The sequence below is a fragment of the uncultured Cetobacterium sp. genome (genome assembly GCF_947072685.1).
In the GTDB taxonomy this organism is placed as follows: Bacteria; Fusobacteriota; Fusobacteriia; order Fusobacteriales; family Fusobacteriaceae; genus Cetobacterium_A.
This window is the reverse complement of the sequence record NZ_CAMTIK010000008.1, coordinates 84,396-103,794: the sequence shown is the minus strand read 5'-3', so window position 1 is coordinate 103,794 and position 19,399 is coordinate 84,396. Positions and strand designations below refer to the sequence as shown.

The following is a 19,399-nucleotide window of genomic DNA, read 5'->3' as shown; positions in this document are numbered from 1 at the left end:
GTAGAGAACAAAAAATATAATTCGTTTAAAATCTGGTGGTAAGCATGTATATAATTTTAGTGTATGATATATCATTAGAAAATCCAAATGGTGCTAAAGTTTTAAGAAATGTTTTTAAAATTTGTAAAAAATATTTGACACATATTCAAAATTCTGTTTTTGAAGGAGAGTTAACTCTTTCACTTTTAGAAAAGTTAAAATTTGAATTAAAGGAATACCTTCGAGATGATTTAGATTCTTTAATAGTTTTTGAGAATCCTCAAAGCAAAAAATTAAAAAAACATTTTTGGGCGAAAGTTGACGTTAAAACTTCTAATTTTTTTTAGATAAATTAATTTAATATAGGATTATTTTTTTATAGAAATATAAAAAAAAGAGTGTCTTGAGACACTCTTTTGTATTATTTCTAGTTAGCTTTTTCAGTGTAAACTGAAACTTGCTTCTTATCTCTACCTAATCTCTCGAACTTTACGTATCCATCGATTAATGCGAATAATGTATGATCTTTTCCACATCCCATGTTGTTTCCAGCGTGGAATTTATTTCCTCTTTGTCTAACTATGATGTTTCCAGCTTTTACAACTTCTCCATCATATTTCTTAACTCCAAGGTAATTTGGATTAGAGTCTCTTCCGTTTTTAACAGAACCTTGTCCTTTTTTCTTCGCAAATAATTGTATATTTAATGTAAATAGCATCTAAATTTCCTCCTTCTCTACAAGCTTTATGTGTTTAGGATACCCCTTAGATAGTTCTTTCAACATCAATACCATTGTATCTAACAATACATCAACTTCCTTTATCTTTTCAGAAAAGTCCATCCCTCTCATATCAACGTCTAAGTACCCATCAGAGTCAATTTCAAACCTAGGTGTTATACCTAAGATTTCTTGCATTCCTCCTAACGGAAATTGCATTGCCATCGAAATAGCTGCACAAACAATATCTTGTCCATACTCTGCATATTCTGCATGACCTGTGGCTTTATATCTTACTACTCTGCCTTTGTTTCTTGATATTTCAATCTTTGTCATAATTTAATTATGCGTTGATTGCTGTAACTTTGATCTCAGTGAAAAGTTGTCTGTGACCTTTCTTTCTGTGATATCCAGTTTTTGGCTTGTATTTGAAGTTAACAACTTTAGCTCCTTTACCTTGAGCAACAACCTCTGCTACTACTTTAGCACCTTCAACAACAGGAGTTCCAACTTTAATCTCTCCGTTATTTGACACTAAAAGAACATCTGTCAATTCTACAGTTGTGTTAACCTCAGCATTTAGTTTTTCAACTCTTAATACTTCACCTACTGCAACTTTGTACTGTTTTCCACCAGTTTTTATAACTGCGTACATTCTAACACCTCCAAAAGTATAAAGATCGCTGGATTCGGTTGCTGACGACCTTATCCAAGCTTAATCTACCAACTATAATATCATTTTTTCTATTCTTTGTCAACTATTTTATTTCATCCATTCCTGTGAAATTGGTGATCCACTCTTATAAATAGTTAGTTTTTCTAACTCACCTTTTTGAGTGAAATTTCTCCATTCACCGTTAGGTAACCCTCCAAGTAAATTTCCTTTTTCTTTAACTTTTCCATTATCCCAATAAGATATCCATGGTCCTGTTCCATTTTTCAAGTACTCTTTAGATATAATTCCACCATTATTATTATACCATTCAACTTCACCTGAAATTCTTCCGCCTACATAATTCACTCTTGAACGAATATTTCCTGTATTTCTAAAATATGTTTCTTGTATTCCATTTTTTACTCCATTTACATATGGCTCTTTCATTCCAGTCCTTCCAGCTTCAGAATACCACATCTTATATCCATTTAGCTTTCCTGCCTTATAATCTTCAGTATAAAGCTTATGAACTCCTACAAGAGTAACAAACGTTCCTGTAAATGGTGTTGCTGATTTCCCATTATATGCAAGTCCATTTCGAACCTGCTTATATCCTATATTAACTTGGTCTATACCGTTTAATTTAACCTCTGTAATCCCTGTTTCTACCTGTGATACATTTTGCCCTATATGTATTATATCTGTTTGAGGAATAAACTCCCCTTCAATCATTGTAGATATCTTTATATCGTGGGCTTTTGATGTTACCGTTGGTAAAAGAATTCTTTCTTCTTCACTTTGTTTATCTAAAGCAGAACAACCAACTAATGTCAATAAAACTATTCCAAATCCTATATTTATCTTCTTCATCATAACTATTCTCCTAATAATATTTTTATAAAAAATAAAGCCAAGAATTCTCTACGATAAATTCTTGACTCATTTATTTAGTTATAGATAGGCATTAAATAAGCCGGGTTTTGTATTTGTCAATCATTTATCTAGAACTATAATCGCTTATAGCTTCAAGCAACTTACCCTGAGAGGGAGCGAGCAACCCCTTCATCTCTCCTATTTAGTCTTGCTCCAAAGGGGGTTTACCTAGCTTCCTTAGTCTCCTAAGGAACTGGTGGTCTCTTACACCGCCTTTTCACCCTTACTATTAAAGTCTAAGACTCCAATAGCGGTCCATTTTCTGTGGCACTTTCCTTAAAGTTTCCTTTAGTAGCCGTTAGCTACCCTTTTGCTCTGTGGAGCCCGGACTTTCCTCTTGCTTACACAAGCGATTAACTCTAATACCTATCTTCTTTTTAACTTATATTTTATTTTTTTTTGTTTTACCTGTATTATTCTAATCCATAATACTAAAAATGTCAATAAAATTCCTAAAAATATTTTTAATCCTAATTCTAATTGTCCCGAATTCTCATTTTGATCTTCCGATTCATCTTCAGCAATAAATAGTTGCTGGAGGCCTTCAACTAAATTATTAGCTATTTGAAACTCGTCTTTTTGATTTGCATATTCTTGTACATTATCTAAAAGTAATGTTAACTCTGTAGACAATTCTTCTGGATTTAAATCCTGTGAAATCTTTATTTGAACTTTCAATGTGCTGTTTAAATCCTCTTTATTTTTTATTAGATTTAGTATTATTAGCCTCTCCTGAGAATCAGCTTCAAATCCCTCATTCTCCTCTAGAGTATTTAAAAAAAACTTATTTCCTGTCCCTTTTTCAAAAGACTCCACTGTCTTTTCTAATTTAACTTTATCCTCATCTAAAAAAGCACCTCTATAATCATTTATTTTCCCTAGAGATAATGTCGATAAAATTATAAAAACTGTTGTAATTTTTTTTAGCATTTTTTGGTCTCCTTACATCTTCTGAAATATAGGTCCATCATTAAAATATAATATTTCTATTTCAAACTTTTTTTCTATTATATCTTTTAGATGTTTTACAAAAATACATTCGCTTTCAAAATGCCCTATATCCATCAAGCTAAAATTCTCCTCTTTTGCATCTAGAGCTTCGTGATATTTTATATCGCCTGTTAGCAATATATCCGCTCCTAGTTTTTTAGCTTTCCTCCAATAAGTTGAACCAGAACCACTAATTAAAGCAATTTTTTTTATATTTAAATTTATATCTGACGTCACTATATTTATACAATCTAACTTTAGTTTTTCTTTCACTTTTTGTGATAATTTTTTTAATTCTATAGGATTATCTAGTTTATAAATTCTACCAATTCCAAACTCTCTTCCATTTAATTCAAACTTTTCTAAAATTTTACCATCTTTTAATTCTAAAATATTTTCACCTAAAAAATCATTCAATCCTGATTTTGCTGAATCTAAATTTGTGTGCATTGAATACACCGCAATTTTATTTTCAATTAACTTCAATATTTTTTTTCCTAAAGTTGTATCTCCATTTATGACTTTTAAGGATTTAAAAATTATTGGATGATGTGTTATTATTAAGTTTGCACCAACTCTAATTGCTTCGTCTATCACTTTATCTGTCACATCTAAAGAGAGTAATATTCTCTTTATTTTAGAGTCTCTTCTTCCCACTAAAAGACCCACATTATCCCACTCCTCAGACAGATTCAGAGGAAATTTCTCTTCTAAATAATTAATTATTTTACTCAATTTCATATTTTAAGACTTCTTCCTCCTCCCAATGATAACTTAGTTATAGCGGTTTCAAAAAGTTTTTCTCCCTCTCCTCTTTTTAAGTCTAAACTATCTTCTATTTCAAATAAAGACTCTCTTCTATCCCCAACTAAACCGTAGAATTTCTTTATAATTTCTTCTTCCGTATATGACATTTTTTTTGGTATAGATTTCAAATCTATATCTTCAAGAGATGCTATTTTTTCTCCAATTATCTCCGATTTCTCTTCTGGTGATAACTCTTCAACAGATTCTTCTTCCTCAAGTTCAGCTACAATTTCATGTTCTATAAGTTCTTCTTGTCTTTTCAAAAAATATCCTTTGTACATATATTTTTCAGTCTGAACCTTTTCATCTACAAATATCAACATCTCTTTTCTAGCCCATAATTTCATATAATTTAAAATATCCCCATTTGATGGTCTATAGCTATCCAAAGCTTTGATAGCTCCTATATTCCCCTCTTGGATAAGGTCTAAATAGTCAATTCCAGCCACAAGATAATCAAATGCTATATTTGCCACTTCTCTTAAATTTCCTTCAATCAATGTATTGGAACTCTCATCGTCATCTAATGATTCTAAGAGATTATCTATCTCCTCTTTTGAAAGTTGTGGTATATGTGATATTTCTTCCAAGTATTCAGTTGTGACACTTTCTACTACATAATTATTATCTTCAACTTTTTCCTCTTTTCTTAAATCCTCTGTCGGAAATTCTAATTTTAACTCGGAATTTTCTTTTAAAAATATTATAAAATCTTCATCCGCTCTATATTTTAATAAAACTTGTTGTTCAAAATTTGTTAATTTCATATTTTCCCCTTTTTTTGTTTTTACTTTTAATATAAAATGGGAGCACTAGGCCCCCTTTTATTTTATTATTTTTATACTTTAAAATCTTCTAATTTTTTTCTTCTGCTAGGATGTCTTAATTTTCTAAGAGCCTTAACTTCTATCTGTCTGATTCTCTCTCTTGTTACTTTAAATATTTTTCCAACTTCCTCTAAAGTTTTAGGAGCTCCATCATTTAATCCATATCTAAAGATTAAAACCTGTTCCTCTCTACTACTTAAAGTTTTTAAAACATCATTTAATTGCTCTCTTAAAAGCGTTCTATTTGTCAATTCATATGGATTTTGCATCTTATTATCCTCTACGAAATCTCCTAATTCACTATCTTCTTCACTTCCTACTGGAGTTTCTAAAGATATTGGATCCTGATTCATCTCTTGGATACTTTTAATTTTTTCAACTTCCATATTCAGTCTTTTTCCTAAAACTTCTGGTGTTGCATCTTTCCCTGTTTCTTGAAGATATATTCTAGCTTCTTTTTTTATCTTATTTATTGTCTCTATCATATGAACAGGTATACGAATTGTCCTTCCTTGATCCGCTATAGCTCTTGTTATAGCCTGTCTTATCCACCAAGTCGCATACGTCGAAAACTTATACCCTTTACTGTACTCAAACTTTTCAACAGCTTTCATAAGACCTATATTCCCCTCTTGGATAAGATCTAGTAGCTTTAATCCTCTGTTTGTATGCTTTTTAGCAATACTTACAACCAGTCTTAAATTTGCTTCTATAAGCTGTTGCTGAGAATACTCATCCCCTTCTAAAGCTGCTTTTGCATAACCCAATTCCTGTTCATGTGTTAATAGAGGAATTTGACCAATCTCTCTTAAATACATTTTTATTGGTTCATCAACTTCCATATCTCCAGTTATACTAAAAAGATCGTCGTTTGCTAAATCATCTTCGCTTACCTCTTCAATATCTTCAGGATTAAAATCAAAATCTTCACTATACTCAGTAGTTTTTTCTTTCTCTTCTTCCTCTTCCTCTTCATCAGAATCTAGAGCTATTTTTTTTATTGGTGTTATTATTTTCTTTAAATCTCTTTTAGTTGATTCCTCTTTTTTCACAACTTCATTTTGAGAAATTATCTTTATTCCTTGCTCAGTCATACCATTTATCAAAAACTCTATTCTTTCTGGGGGGAAATCTGAACTCAATTCACTATTTATCTCTTCATAGCTTATCCTTTTATTCTCCATCGCTTTTCTTAATAAAGCTAATACCTTATCATTTTTTATAAACTCCTTCATTAGCTGAAGCCTCCTCTATTCAATAAACTTGTCTTTCAGAATTTTATGCATTGATACTTTCAAACTCTTCATACAATGCTTGAAGATCATTGAAACTATTTGTTTGTTTCAATTTGTCCTCAATTTTTTTTAGCTTAATATGTTTCAGTAAATTGCTTCTTTCTTTTAGCGATTCTTTTAACTCTAGTATGAACCAAGACATAAATATGATTTCAAAGCCCTTTTCAATCTGGGTTTTATTGGAATAATCATCTAGAGATACCAGTGATATATTCACTAACTCTTGTTCCTCTTTATCCGTTAAATTCCCTGTTGAAATAACATCTTTAATTATGTTTTCACTTCTTTTCTCATTCTCTTGTAAAAATTCTAAATAAAGAAATATCTTTTTACCTAAACTACTACCTATATTTTTATTTTTAAAATAATCAAAATACTCATTATTAGACAAAACTAATGCAAGTGTCAATTTCTCTAAATTATACAATCCTTTTTCGTCTATTTCTTTTGTTTCCTCTTTTTTTTCATAAGTATTTTTTGATCTTTTTTTATTATTAGTTATTAATATCGTTTTCAAGATATCTAGGTCAATATTCAATGATTTCCCCAATTTATCTATATATAAACTTTTCTCAAGATCACTTTCTATACACTGAAAAAAATCTCTAAATCTATTAATAAAATTTTGTTTAGACATATGATCATCCAAGCTATATTCCATAGAATACCTCTCATATAGATAATCAAATGCTTCTAATGATTCTTTTACAACTTTTAAAAATGCTTCTTTTCCATAAGCCTTTAAATAATCATCTGGATCTTTAGCATCTTTATAAACCAAAACTCTAATATTAAATCCTTGTGACTTCAATATCATTATCGCTCTTTCTGTTGCTTTTTGTCCAGCATTATCCATATCAAAAGATAGCAAAACATTGTTTGTATATCTTTTTAAAAGCTCTGCTTGCTCCTCTGTAAGAGCTGTTCCCAGAGGGGCCAGTGCCACATCAAATCCATATGAATGGGCAGAGAGGACATCCATATACCCTTCCATGAGTATTGAATAGTTTTTCTTCTTAATATTGCTTCCTTTTTGGATAAAACCATAAAGATTTTTTCCCTTACTGAAGATCGGAGTTTCTTGTGAATTAATATACTTTGGAATCTCTTTATTATCTTCTAACGATCTTCCTCCAAAAGCTATAACTCTTCCTGAAATTGAATAAATTGGAAATATTATTCTATTTCTAAAGCTGTCATAAACACCTTTTTCGCTTTCTTTTGCTAGTCCTAAATCAAATATTTTCTTCTTGTTATATCCAACTGTCAAAAGATAATCGTAAAGCCCACTCCAACTATTAGGTGCATAACCTATCTCATTTTCATTTATTAGTTTTGGGTTTATTTTTCTCTTTGATAGATACTCTAGAGCATCTCTGGCTGAATTTTTAAATATCTCTTGTTTGAAATAAGTATGTGCTGCATCCATAATCTCATAGTATTCACGATTTTCATCACTTTTAGTACTACCTATTATACCCGTTATTGGAATATTATACTTTTTTGCTAGCTCATCTACAGCTTCGACAAAAGATATTTTTTTGTATTCTGAGTAAAATTTAATAGGATTTCCACCGGCTCCACATACAAAACATTTACAAATGTTTTTACTAGGACTTACAACAAATGATGGATTACTGTCTTGATGAAAAGGACAAAGTCCTTTATAATTCGCTCCAGATTTTTTTAGATCTACAAACTCTCCTACAACTTTCTCAATATGTAATTGTTGTAATAATAAATCAATATCTTCTGATTTATATTTCATTAACATCTCCCAATTGACTAAGGTTCAAATTTTTTAAATATTTTAGAGCGAACCGCTCTATCCTAAATTATATTACATTTTTAAAGAATATGCAATTTTTTTTTAAAAATAAAAGGAGGATTAAAATCCTCCATCTCTATTCTTTAATTTTCTGTATTTTGAGTACTAATCTCTACTTCTCTAAGCTTTTCTTGAGCTTTTGTATTGATATAATCAGCTATAACTTTATCTTTTACTTCTTCAAAGCTTGCTTTTTTCTCCTCAATTTGTGAATCTTTTTTATAAATTATATAATCTTTTTGCTCTTTTATAAAGCTAATATCTCCAGTTTTTGCTGCGAATATAGCTTTTGCTAACTCCTCATTATAACCCAATCCTGGGACATACCCTTCTTCTGTAATTCCATCTATCTTTTCAGAAAAAATAATCTCTTTATCATTTTTTAAATCTGCAAAGCTTATTGTTCCTTTTGATAAATCTTTAACAATTTCATCTGCTTGAGTAACTTTTTCTTTCAAAGTTTCCTCCGAAGGTTCTGGTATTACAAGTATATGACTTGCCGTAACTGTACCGTTAGCTTCATCCTTATTCTCTACAAAAATTAGGTGATATCCAAATTGTGTTTTTACAACCTCTGGATAAACTTCCCCAACTTTTCCTGTAAATGCAGCATCTTCAAATGGTTGTACCATGTCACCCTTAGAAAAAGTTCCTAAAGCTCCTCCTGTTGGTCCACTTGGTCCATTAGAATATTTTTTCGCCATTTCAGCAAAATTTTCTTTATTCACTGTTTTTAAAAGATCTTCTGCTTGAGATTTTGCCTTATTGTCATCAGCTTCACTTGGTTCTACTTTTAAAATTGCAACATTAGCATCAGCACTTTTAACAACATCATAGTTTATTTGATTTTCTTTAAAGAAATCTTTTAAATCTTTGTCTGTATAAGTAACTTCTGATTTTAATTTAGCATATAATGACATTACTGCTTCTGAAACTCTCAATTCTAGCGGTAAAGTTTGGTCAACTTTTACACCTTGAGCTTCTGCTGCTTTTAAAAGCTTAATTTCTGATTCTATCGTTTCTTTTGCTAATTCTTTAGCCTGTTCCAAATCCCCTTTTGTCATTGCAAGATTATTTAAAACTCTTTTAGCATAACTAACATTTGTAACTTCTATGCCATCAAATTTAAATTCTTCTTTCTCCAAATAAGGTTCAAAGTTTTTATCCACATCTTCAATTTTCATTTTTAATCTAGCTTCGTTAATATCTGTTGCAAACATCTCCGCACCTTTTTGAGCTTTTAGTGCCTGTTCAATTTGTGGCTTAACACTTTCAAACGATTTTCCTTGAAAAGTTGTATATTTATTATCAGCGTAGTAATTTTCAATATCCTCAGAAGATACTTTAATATTATTAGTAATTGCTTCCGAAACCTTTTGAAGAGTTAAATTTTCTCTAATTTCATTTTCCAAAGTTTTTGTTGTATATCCTTGGCTTAATAATGCTTTTTTAAATTGCTCTTTATCTGGAAAAGCTTCTTTTATCTTATCCATCTGCGAACTAACCTCTGAGCTAGAAACTTTTATTTTTAACTTATCGGCCATATCTAAAAGTAAATTTTTATTAATAAACTCATTAAATGCAACTATATTCATCACTTCAGGATTTACTGTTGTTCCTAAATATCTATTGTAATTTTCTGATAATATAGCCATTGATCTCTGAACTTCCACCTGCGTCACTTTTTTACCATTTAATTTAAATGCTAACTGTGAATTTGCTGAATTTCCTTTAAAAGACATCGCATATCCTGCGATTAAACTTATTAAGAACAATACTGTTATAACCCAAATTACAGGTTTCATATTTTTTCTAAACTTTCTAATTGCCATCTTTTAACCCCTCCAGAAAATTTCGTAATTTTTACTTTATATCTAATCCGTATTTTCTTATTTTCTCGTATAAAGTTGTTCTTCCTATTCCTAGAAGTTTTGATGTTTCCTGCTTATTCCATCTAGTTTTTTGAAGAGCCATTGCAATTACAACTTTTTCTACATCATCTAAAGCATATATCTCTTGCTCTAATATATTCTTTAAAGGTCCTACACCAATTACTGTTTTATTTTCAACAGTATCAGATTTCATCTTTATTTCCAACGGTAAATCTTCAACGTCTATACTTCTGTCAGTACATAAAATTACCATTCTCTCAATCATATTTTTTAACTCTCTAATATTTCCTGGATATGAGTATTCCATTAAATACTTCATTGCATCTCCAGATATAACAGGAATCTCTCTTCTTAAATCTTTAACTATTTTATTCAAGAAATAATTAGCCAATATAGGGATATCGTCCTTTCTATCTCTTAAAGGTGGTACTTCAATAGGGAAAGCTGTTAATCTATGATATAAATCTTTTCTGAATTTACCTTTTTCAGTTTCTTCTTTTAAATCCTTATTTGTTGATACAATAAATCTTACGTCAACTCTTCTTGATTTATTCCCACCAACTCTTCTAAACTCTCCATATTCAATAACTCTTAAAACTTTGGCTTGAGCTTTTAAATCCATAGCAGAAATTTCATCAAGGAAAACTGTTCCTCCATCTGCCTCTTCCAATATCCCTTTTTTGCTTGTAGTTGCTCCTAAGAAAGCTCCTCTTTCATATCCAAACAACTCTCTTTCAATTAGATCTTCTGGTAATGATGCACATGATATTGTGATATACGTTTCTTTTCTTCTATCACTTTTTTTAAATATTTCTTTAGCTATTAATTCTTTTCCAACTCCATTTTCTCCTGTAATTAGAACTGTCAAATCACTTTCAGCTACTTTTTCTATTAAATTTTTAACCTCTTTAACTCTTGTAGATTGTCCGATCATTTCGTTTTCATCTTCAGAATCTGAAAGTTTTTCCTCTAATTTTCTTTTTTCTTTTACAATCTCTAAATTTCTTAGAGCTGGAATCATTATTCTATTCATCTCTTTTGCATCTACTGGTTTTAATAGATAGTTATAGATGTCAGCTTCTTTCATCTCTTGAATTAAAGCTTCATTTTCCTCATCTAACAATCCAATAACAACAAAATCTTTACCTATTCCATTTAGTTTTCTTTTCGCTTCTGAGAAGTTGAACCAAGTTAAATACTCATCTAATAAAACTACATCAAAATCACTCTCTCTTAACATATCTAATCCATCTAATAAGTTATTAAATGTTATTATTTCATACATATCTGACAAAGCTTTTCTGACTTGTTTCAATGTTTCTTTTCTTTCCGAAACTACTAATATTGATTTCTTCATCCTTAACTCCTCCTGTTTTCTATTTTCGTTAACAATGTATTATAATTGATATTTTGTTATTTTTCAAGACTTTTTTAAAAAAATTCTGTTCAAAATTATTTCAAACAGTGTCAGTCTAAACATTAGTTTCTAACAATTTTATTTTTTTCCTTTAATTTTTTTTACTTTTATTTTACAATTTCCTTTAAAAATAGGTTATAAAATATCTCTATCTCTTTATCTATGTCTATCGACAGATATTTTTCAATCATTTTTCTATAACTTTCTTCACCTGTTACCTTAACTCCTGTCTGATTGATTAAAAATAATAAAAGTGTTGTCAGTGATGAACTTAAGATACAACGTATTTTTTCAATTTGATCTCTATATTTCTCTTTAATATTATCTTTATTACTATTTAAAAACTCACCAAAGATTATATCTCTTTTCATATAGTCATCATAAGTTAAGTTAATCTCTCCATTTTCATAAATTTTAGCAAAAAGAAACAGATTGTATCTGTCGTCTCTTAAATTTAATCTTCTTGATATTATCATTTTCAATTTTTTTTCAAATGAAACATCCAAATCTCCAACCTCTTTTAAAAATTCTCTTCTACTTATCACTGAATTGTCCATTATTTCTTCTAAAAGCTCTTCTTTACTTTTAAAATAATAATAAAATCCACCTTTTGCCATTCCTAAAACATTAGCAATATCCTCTATTTTTGTATTTCTTATTCCATTTGCAGCAAAGAGTATAGTAGCTATTCTTTTAATTCGTTCTCTCTTAGTTAATACCACTTTGTAAGCCCCCTTTAAAACTTAATAATATTAAAGACATCATTTGCTGTTGCAAATATTATAAGTCCAAATAATATTAACATTCCCACCATATGAAGTTTTTCTTCTAATTTTTTATCAACCTTTATTCCTAAAAGTTCTAAAATCACAAATATAATTCTTCCACCATCCAAAGCTGGAAATGGTAAAAGATTGAATATTCCTACATTTATAGATAAAATAACAAGTAACCAAACCAAAATACCTGAACTTCCACTTTTACTTGCATCTCCAACAACCTTTACAATCCCTACTGGTCCACTTATATCCTTGGCCTTAACTTTTCCAGTTACCAACATCTTTATTCCACCCAATGTATCTTTGAAAATACCTGTAAATATTTTAAATGACGCTCCCATTCCATCTGTGAAACTATATCTTTTAAATGTATATTCAGGTACAATCCCCATTATTAATGGTTTGTTCTCTTCAAATTTTGTCAAGGGAACCGAAAGTTCTAAGTTTTTCCCATCTCTTTCAACAACAATGTCTAAAATATCTCTTCCTTTTGATTCTTTAGTTATTGTCTCGCCTATATCTTTCCAGCTACTAATACTTATCCCGTCTATCGATTTGATCAAATCATTTTCTTTTAAAACTTTGGCTGAATTTGCATCTTTTAAAATATTTCCAACCACAGGAGATGTATTTTGAATTGCTTGACCTGTTGTAAAAGTAATTCCAACAACAACGAGTAAAGCCATTAAAAAGTTCATAAATACTCCTGCAAAAAGAACTACAAATCTAGCAAGTGGTGGTTTACTATTAAAACCATTCTCAACTTTACTATCAACTTCCATTCCATCTATATTTACAAATCCACCAATTGGAATTATTCTTATCGAATATAATGTTTTCCCTGTGTAGTATGAGTATAATTCCGGTCCCATTCCTAATGAAAACTCTGATACTGGCATTTTAAATAATCTCGCTGCTAAGAAATGCCCCAATTCATGTATAAATATTATTACTCCTAGTAATAATAGCGCTATTAGTATATCCATCTTTCCTCCCCCTATAATATCTCAGCTACAAGAGAATATATCTCTTCTGATATTTCCTCTATGCTTTTCAATCTATTACTTTTAACACATTTAACCTCAGCCCAAGAATACTTAACTGAAATTTCACATGCATTTCTATGTGACTTTCTCAAATACTCACTGTTTTTTTCATGAATATCTTTTTTATCTTCACCTGTTATTTTATTTTTTCTTTTTGCCATAAGTTCTTCCGCTATCTCTGTTGGCATGTTTAAAAATATAACTAAATCTGGTCTAGGTATCTCCATTTTTTCATACTCTAAATCCTCTAACCACTTTAGATAATTTTCTTTCTCTATTTTATTATCTATCTTGGACGCTTGATGAACCATATTAGATGTAACATACCTGTCTGTGACTACAACTCCGCCTTCATTATAGAATTTACCCCAATCTGTTTTAAATGAAGCATATCTATCTATTGCATACATTGTCGATACTGGATACGGATTTACTTTTTCTGCATCTGTTCCAAACTCTCCTGCAAGGTACATCTTTACTGGAGCACAAGCTGGGCTCTCATAGTTAGGAAAAGATATCTTTCTAATTTTTGTTGACTCACTCATATTTTCTTTTAATTTTTCAAATAATATATTTGTTTGAGTTTCTTTCCCGCTAGAATCTGTCCCTTCTATAACTATTAATTTTCCTTTTTTAATCTCTTCCGTAATTTTCATATGCCCACTTCCTTGTTTCTTTATCTACTTTTTTTATTATTTCAAGATTCTCAATCTCTTCAACTTGATGTTTATCCATTGCACTTTCTATGATTTCATATATCTCTAAAAACTTTATCTTTCCTTTTAAAAACAATTCTACTGCAATCTCGTTGGCAGAATTAAAAACACATGGCATTGTTTTCCCTATTTTTCCAGCTCTAAATGCTAATTGAACACCTTTAAAAACATCATTGTCTAACTGAGAAAAAGTTAATTCCTTCAATTTTTTTAAATTCAGTCTTTCAAAGACCACATTACTTTCTCTATTTGGATAAGTAAAAGAGTATTGAATTGGTAATTTCATGTCCGGTACTCCTATTTGAGCTATGATTGAACTATCTTTAAACTCAACCATCGAATGAATTATGCTTTGAGGGTGTACCAACACCTCTATATTTTCATAATCTATTCCAAACAGCATATGAGCCTCTATAACTTCTAACCCTTTATTTACAAGAGTTGATGAATCAATTGTTATTTTTTTTCCCATTGCCCAATTTGGATGTTTTAAAGCTTGCTCTACGCTGACGTCTTTTAATTCTTCCAATGTTTTTCCTCTAAAAGTTCCTCCACTTGCTGTTATTATAAGTGTTTGAACCTCCTCTTTTCCACTCCCTTGCATACTTTGAAAAAGTGCTGAGTGCTCACTATCTACAGGAATTATCTCTGCTTTCGGATATTTTTTCAAAAGTTTATTTATATATTCTCCTGCTGCAACCATTGTTTCTTTATTAGCTAAAGCAATTCTTTTTTCTTTTTTTATAGCTTCTACAGTCGCTTCTATTCCTACCGCTCCACTTATTGCTGTTAAAACTATATCCGCCTCATCTAAAGCACCCATAGCTTTCAATCCTTCATCTCCAAAATAAATTTTTTTCTGTGGATATTTAGACTTCAGTATATCTGCCTTTTTTTTGTCCCCAATACAAATATATTCTGGATTAAATTTTTCTATCTGCTCTAAAAGTAGATCTAAATTTGAATAACCAGATATTCCTAAAACTTCAAATTGATCAGATTTTCCTTCTATTACTTTTAAAGCGTTTGTTCCAATACTTCCTGTAGAACCCAATATAGTTATTTTTTTCATACCTATCTCCTTATATCTTTAAAATAAATGAACCTATCGCTAAAAAAAGGGTAGCTTTTTCAGCTACCTCATTTTAATTAAAAAATTTTAAAAGATAATATACTATTGGCACTACAAATAGCATACTGTCGAAACGATCTAGTATTCCACCGTGCTCTCCTAAAATTTTTCCTGAATCTTTTATTTTAAACTCTCTTTTAAACATCGACTCACCTAAATCTCCAATCTGAGCGATTAAACTAATTAAAAGTCCAAACAACAAAACTACAAATTTATTTGTTTCAGGGCTAAATATTTGAAATTGATTGTTTATTAAATAGATTGCTCCCATTGTAAAAACAACTCCACCGATAGACCCCTCTATAGACTTTTTTGGACTTATGGCACTAAACCCATTTTTGAATATTTTTCTTCCTATTCCCATTCCTACAAAGTATGCAAATGAATCACATACCCAAACTAAAATTTGAACAGTTAAAAGCCAATGACCACCTTTGGGTAAGTAATTCATCAGTAACAAATGACTGAAAAGCCCTGATACGTAAATAACCCCTAAAAGTGTTATGCCAATATCTCGACTCGAATTTTCCACCTTATTTTGCAAAACTTTTTTTCCAATTAAAGCTATTGCAAGTAAAACTATCGGCATCAAAACTATCTCTGAATTATCAGCTTTTGAAAAATAAATAAAATTTGGAATTGCTAATCCTGCTACATATCCTAAATTTACATCCGGTTTTTTCCCACCAATTTCTGCCATTTTATAAAACTCAAACAATCCAACCAATATTACAAAATTTACAAATAATAATAGTAAAAATCCACCTTTTAAAAGTACTGTTACTAAAATTGGAATTCCTACTAAAGCTACCAATATTCTATTTAACATCTATTTAACTCCTCCAAAACGCCTATCTCTTTTTTTATAACTCTCTATTGCCTTTAAAAGTTCGTTTTTATCAAAATCAGGCCAATGAGTTTCTGTTACATATATCTCAGAGTAAGCTATTTGCCACAATAAAAAGTTTGAAATTCTCATTTCTCCACTTGTTCTTATCAATAACTCTGGATTAGGTAAATTGTTATAAAGATATTTCTCTACAACATTTTCTGTTACATCTCTCTCGTTGTTTTCTATCATCTTATTTATAGCGTCTACGATTTCGGCTCTGCCTCCATAATTAAATGCTATATTAAGTGTTATTCCGGTGTTACCTTTTGTTTCCTCTTCAAGATTTTTAATTTCTTTTAAAAGCTCTCTGCTAACTCCATCCTCTCTTCCAGAAACTATAAATCTCACATTATTTTTCATCAATGTTTTTTTTTCATTTTTCAGATAAGTTTTAAATAAAAACATCAATGTGTCAACTTCCTCTTTGGCTCTTTTCCAATTTTCAGTAGAAAATGCATAGACAGTTAAATACTTCACACCAAGCTCCCCACAGTAAGTAAGTGTTTTTCTCAACGTATCCGCTCCAGCCTTATGTCCGTAAGTTCTCGGCATCCCTTTTAACTTTGCCCAACGCCCATTTCCGTCCATAATTATTGCTATATGATTTGGTATTTCTAAACTCATTACATATCTCCTCTCAATAAATCACTAAATTTTACCATATTTAAAGCATTTTTTCCATATAAAAAATGACTCCTAATTAAACAAAAGAGGTAGTTTTCATGCTACCTCTTTCTATTTTTTATATAATTTGTTTTTTTCTATAAGTTCTATAACCCCTTTTGGCACCATATCATCTATACTTTCATTGCATTTTACCATCTCTCTAACTCTTGTTGAAGAGAAGTTTAAAAATGGATTTTTCACTTGAATAATATTTTCATCTTTAAGATTCGTTTTGTATCCCTCTCTTTGTAAAATAACAACTTTTGATTTTTTTAAGATTTCTTTATAATTTTTCCACCTATGGAAATATTCTCCAGAATCCTCTCCTATTATTTCAAAGTATTCATTCCCTGGATATTCTGAAATGATTTTAATCAATGTATCGTATGTATAACTAAGTTCCTTCGAGTCTACTTCCACACTCAAAACTTCTATCTTTGAATCTTTTTTAAAAGCTTCTTTACACATTTTTATTCTAAGCTCTCCATCAATTAAAACATTTTTTCTGTGGGATGGATTTCCAACTGGAATAATAAATAATTTATCTAAATTTAAATATTTTATAATAAATCTAGCCATGTATATATGCCCATTATGAATTGGATTAAAACTTCCACCATATATGCCTATTTTCATCTACACAATCTCCGCTATTGCCTCAATTAAACACTCTGTTGTAGTGCTTTCCAAGATACTATCTCTTATTTTTTTATCTCTAAAAATTCTTGAAAGTGAAGAAAGAAGTTCCAAATATCTCTTACTCTCTCCTTTGGGAGCTCCAACAAGTACAATTATTTTAACTTTTTCTCCATCTAAAGAATTGAAATCCACCGGATTTTTTAAAACTCCTATTGCTAAAACTATCTCTTTTACAGAATTAGTTCTGGCGTGTGGAATAGCTACTCCCATTCCAATTCCAGTTGTGCCAACACTTTCTCTTTCTAAAACCTCAAAATAAAACCCCTCTTTATCCTGAATAGCTTCACAATTTTCAGCCATATTTGAAACCATAATTTTTAAAATTTCATCTTTTAAAACCGATTTATTATCAAAAAAGTTGATCATCTTTATATTAAAATAACTCAACATCTTTTTCCCCCTTTAAAACTTAATAGTCTTTAATATTTCATTTTCTACAGGAGAAATAGCTAGCTCTTTAGTCTCATTTTTCCATTTAGAAAGCATTGCCGCATATTTTTTTTCATTTTTATACTCATATTCATTTAAGACTTTTTTATAAGCTATAAGCTCCAATATATCTGGAACATCAAAATCCTTATTCTCAATACCTTCTACTAATTCCAAACAACTCAAATCATATCTTTGCTTTGTAAAATAAGATATGACTAAATATCCAACTTTATCATCCCAACCTATAGTTTTCAAAATTTCTCTCATAGCAAGTGCCATCATTGGTTTTTTAAAAGCTATATTATCCATTAACGAAAGATTGAATAGGGCCTTATTAAACTCTTCTAAATCTCTTAAAGCTAATTCTTTTCCATATCTTTTTGCAAATTCAACTTCACCTTTTACAACTAATTTTGTAAAATTTTCTTTCAACTTATCTATAGTAAGATTTGAAAGACGATCTATTTTTTTCTCTTTTTCTCTCTCTTTTTTATTCGATTCTATTTTTAATATTTCTTCAAAAATAGTTTCATCTTGACAAAATACCATAGCTGGAATTGTTAGGTTCATAGCTTTTCTCTCTACATTTCCCTCTCCATCTATAGTTAAATATGCTCTTTTATCAAGAATTTCCGCATTCTCTAAAACCTTTATAAATCTTTCTTTTATCCTATTTTTCATTCACTTCACCAAATCCTTCTAAACTGTTATCTTCGAGCATTGTAAACTCTATTTTTAACACAAAAATATTTTCTAACTTCACATTTTTAGGAAGTTTTACTAAATCTTTCTCTGTAGTTATTATAAAATCAGCATCCATTGCCTCTGCTCTTTTTTTTATTACTTCAAAATCTTTCTCTTTAAAATTGTGATGATCCATAAAATCAACTCTTTCAATATATGCCGGATTTAAGGATATCACTGTTTTTTCAAAATTAAGTGGATTCGCAAGTCCTGAAAATAATAAAACTCTTTTCCCAGCTACCCAAAATAATGGTTTTGCATTCCCTTTTATATCACAGAGCGATGTTACTCCATGTTTTGCCACAGATACTGGCTTTTTAAACTTGACTTTTAAAAACCTTTTAATAGTTTCTAAATCACTTTCTGAAATAAGGTCTGATTTCGTTATTATAAATTCACTTGCCCTCTCACTTGCTTTTTTAAAATCCTCTCTAAGAGTACCTTTTGGAAGAAGTGCTCCCCAACCAAAAGGATTTGTAGCATCTATTAGGACTATATCTCTGTTTCTTTTTAGTTTCCTATGTTGGAATCCATCATCCAAAATAATGGTATCTACTCCAAATTTTTCTACAGCAAATTTACAAGCTTCATATCTATTTTTCCCCACAATAACAGGAATTTTTAAATTTAAAGCATGAATATATGGTTCATCCCCACTTTCTCTAGGTGTTGCCAATATTTTCTTTCCATCACTAACAACCAAAGGTTCAACCTTTCGCTTTCCTCTATATCCTCTAGAAACAATAGCTACATTTCTTCCCATTTTCATAAGCTTTTTTGCAAAAAATTGAACCGCTGGTGTTTTGCCAGTTCCTCCAACAGTTATATTCCCCACACATAAAATATCAACATCTGGTATCTCATTTATTTTGAAATACCCTTTATCGTAAAGCCAATTTCGTACTGAGGTTATAAAAAAATATATATACGATAAAAGTCTCATTTTTTCCTC

At 30.0% G+C, this 19,399-nt stretch carries 22 protein-coding genes and 1 other RNA gene; 1 reads left to right on the top strand and 22 read right to left on the bottom strand.

The window, feature by feature from the left end; translation table 11 throughout:
• The first annotated feature begins 44 nt into the window (after positions 1-44).
• The gene (gene cas2, locus Q0V67_RS04560) at positions 45-326 is read left to right on the top strand and encodes a CRISPR-associated endonuclease Cas2 (protein WP_297597472.1); all 282 of its coding nucleotides are present in this window, start codon (positions 45-47) and stop codon (positions 324-326) included.
• An 80-nt stretch (positions 327-406) separates the two neighbouring features.
• Here cas2 and rpmA read toward each other — a convergent pair whose 3' ends face one another.
• The 22 genes from rpmA to lpxK all read right to left on the bottom strand — a co-directional run bounded on the left by rpmA (position 407) and on the right by lpxK (position 19,390).
• A complete protein-coding gene (gene rpmA, locus Q0V67_RS04555) occupies positions 407-697 on the bottom strand; it encodes a 50S ribosomal protein L27 (protein ID WP_297597471.1) in 291 nt (96 codons plus the stop codon).
• Positions 698-1,033 carry a ribosomal-processing cysteine protease Prp gene (locus Q0V67_RS04550; RefSeq protein WP_297597470.1) on the bottom strand — a complete coding sequence of 112 codons (336 nt, stop codon included), beginning with the start codon at positions 1,031-1,033 and terminating at the stop codon, positions 698-700.
• Between the two features lie 7 nt (positions 1,034-1,040).
• On the bottom strand, positions 1,041-1,352 hold the full coding sequence (gene rplU, locus Q0V67_RS04545) for a 50S ribosomal protein L21 (protein WP_297597469.1): 312 nt from the start codon (positions 1,350-1,352) through the stop codon (positions 1,041-1,043).
• Between the two features lie 108 nt (positions 1,353-1,460).
• Positions 1,461-2,225 carry a hypothetical protein gene (locus tag Q0V67_RS04540; RefSeq protein WP_297597468.1) on the bottom strand — a complete coding sequence of 255 codons (765 nt, stop codon included), beginning with the start codon at positions 2,223-2,225 and terminating at the stop codon, positions 1,461-1,463.
• 80 nt (positions 2,226-2,305) lie between these two features.
• Positions 2,306-2,655: RNase P RNA component class A (rnpB, locus tag Q0V67_RS04535), an RNA gene on the bottom strand.
• Entirely contained in the window at positions 2,652-3,215 is a 564-nt protein-coding gene (locus tag Q0V67_RS04530; protein ID WP_297597466.1) for a hypothetical protein, read from the bottom strand. The genes rnpB and Q0V67_RS04530 overlap by 4 nt, the downstream gene beginning before the upstream one ends.
• A gap of 12 nt (positions 3,216-3,227) precedes the next feature.
• A complete protein-coding gene (locus Q0V67_RS04525) occupies positions 3,228-4,016 on the bottom strand; it encodes a Nif3-like dinuclear metal center hexameric protein (protein ID WP_297597464.1) in 789 nt (262 codons plus the stop codon).
• A complete protein-coding gene (locus Q0V67_RS04520; RefSeq protein ID WP_297597461.1) occupies positions 4,013-4,849 on the bottom strand; it encodes a sigma-70 family RNA polymerase sigma factor in 837 nt (278 codons plus the stop codon). Before Q0V67_RS04520 ends, Q0V67_RS04525 begins: the two co-directional genes overlap by 4 nt.
• A 71-nt stretch (positions 4,850-4,920) precedes the next feature.
• Positions 4,921-6,144: an RNA polymerase sigma factor RpoD gene (gene rpoD, locus Q0V67_RS04515; protein ID WP_297597459.1), complete on the bottom strand. Its 1,224-nt coding sequence runs from the start codon at positions 6,142-6,144 to the stop codon at positions 4,921-4,923.
• Between the two features lie 43 nt (positions 6,145-6,187).
• Positions 6,188-7,972, bottom strand: a complete 1,785-nt coding sequence (dnaG, locus tag Q0V67_RS04510) for a DNA primase (RefSeq protein ID WP_297597457.1) — start codon at positions 7,970-7,972, stop codon at positions 6,188-6,190.
• Positions 7,973-8,115: 143 nt separating this feature from the next.
• Entirely contained in the window at positions 8,116-9,864 is a 1,749-nt protein-coding gene (locus tag Q0V67_RS04505; protein ID WP_297597455.1) for a peptidylprolyl isomerase, read from the bottom strand.
• A 31-nt stretch (positions 9,865-9,895) separates the two neighbouring features.
• Positions 9,896-11,281 (bottom strand): sigma-54 dependent transcriptional regulator, encoded by a 1,386-nt coding sequence (locus tag Q0V67_RS04500; protein ID WP_297597453.1) that lies wholly within the window; start codon positions 11,279-11,281, stop codon positions 9,896-9,898.
• A gap of 167 nt (positions 11,282-11,448) precedes the next feature.
• Positions 11,449-12,063 carry a TetR/AcrR family transcriptional regulator gene (locus tag Q0V67_RS04495; RefSeq protein WP_297597451.1) on the bottom strand — a complete coding sequence of 205 codons (615 nt, stop codon included), beginning with the start codon at positions 12,061-12,063 and terminating at the stop codon, positions 11,449-11,451.
• 14 nt (positions 12,064-12,077) lie between these two features.
• Complete coding sequence (locus Q0V67_RS04490; RefSeq protein WP_297597449.1) at positions 12,078-13,106, bottom strand: RIP metalloprotease; 1,029 nt, start codon at positions 13,104-13,106, stop codon at positions 12,078-12,080.
• A gap of 11 nt (positions 13,107-13,117) precedes the next feature.
• Positions 13,118-13,822 carry a thymidylate kinase gene (locus Q0V67_RS04485; protein ID WP_297597447.1) on the bottom strand — a complete coding sequence of 235 codons (705 nt, stop codon included), beginning with the start codon at positions 13,820-13,822 and terminating at the stop codon, positions 13,118-13,120.
• On the bottom strand, positions 13,800-14,954 hold the full coding sequence (gene dxr / locus Q0V67_RS04480; RefSeq protein WP_297597445.1) for a 1-deoxy-D-xylulose-5-phosphate reductoisomerase: 1,155 nt from the start codon (positions 14,952-14,954) through the stop codon (positions 13,800-13,802). Before dxr ends, Q0V67_RS04485 begins: the two co-directional genes overlap by 23 nt.
• A gap of 73 nt (positions 14,955-15,027) precedes the next feature.
• The gene (locus tag Q0V67_RS04475) at positions 15,028-15,843 is read right to left on the bottom strand and encodes a phosphatidate cytidylyltransferase (RefSeq protein ID WP_297597443.1); all 816 of its coding nucleotides are present in this window, start codon (positions 15,841-15,843) and stop codon (positions 15,028-15,030) included.
• Complete coding sequence (locus Q0V67_RS04470) at positions 15,844-16,530, bottom strand: isoprenyl transferase (RefSeq protein ID WP_297597441.1); 687 nt, start codon at positions 16,528-16,530, stop codon at positions 15,844-15,846. It lies immediately after the preceding gene.
• A 111-nt stretch (positions 16,531-16,641) separates the two neighbouring features.
• Positions 16,642-17,208 (bottom strand): nicotinate-nucleotide adenylyltransferase, encoded by a 567-nt coding sequence (nadD, locus tag Q0V67_RS04465; protein WP_297597438.1) that lies wholly within the window; start codon positions 17,206-17,208, stop codon positions 16,642-16,644.
• The gene (locus tag Q0V67_RS04460; RefSeq protein ID WP_297597436.1) at positions 17,209-17,661 is read right to left on the bottom strand and encodes a PTS sugar transporter subunit IIA; all 453 of its coding nucleotides are present in this window, start codon (positions 17,659-17,661) and stop codon (positions 17,209-17,211) included.
• 12 nt (positions 17,662-17,673) lie between these two features.
• On the bottom strand, positions 17,674-18,384 hold the full coding sequence (locus Q0V67_RS04455; protein ID WP_297597434.1) for a hypothetical protein: 711 nt from the start codon (positions 18,382-18,384) through the stop codon (positions 17,674-17,676).
• On the bottom strand, positions 18,374-19,390 hold the full coding sequence (gene lpxK, locus Q0V67_RS04450; RefSeq protein WP_297597432.1) for a tetraacyldisaccharide 4'-kinase: 1,017 nt from the start codon (positions 19,388-19,390) through the stop codon (positions 18,374-18,376). Before lpxK ends, Q0V67_RS04455 begins: the two co-directional genes overlap by 11 nt.
• Positions 19,391-19,399: the final 9 nt, after the last annotated feature.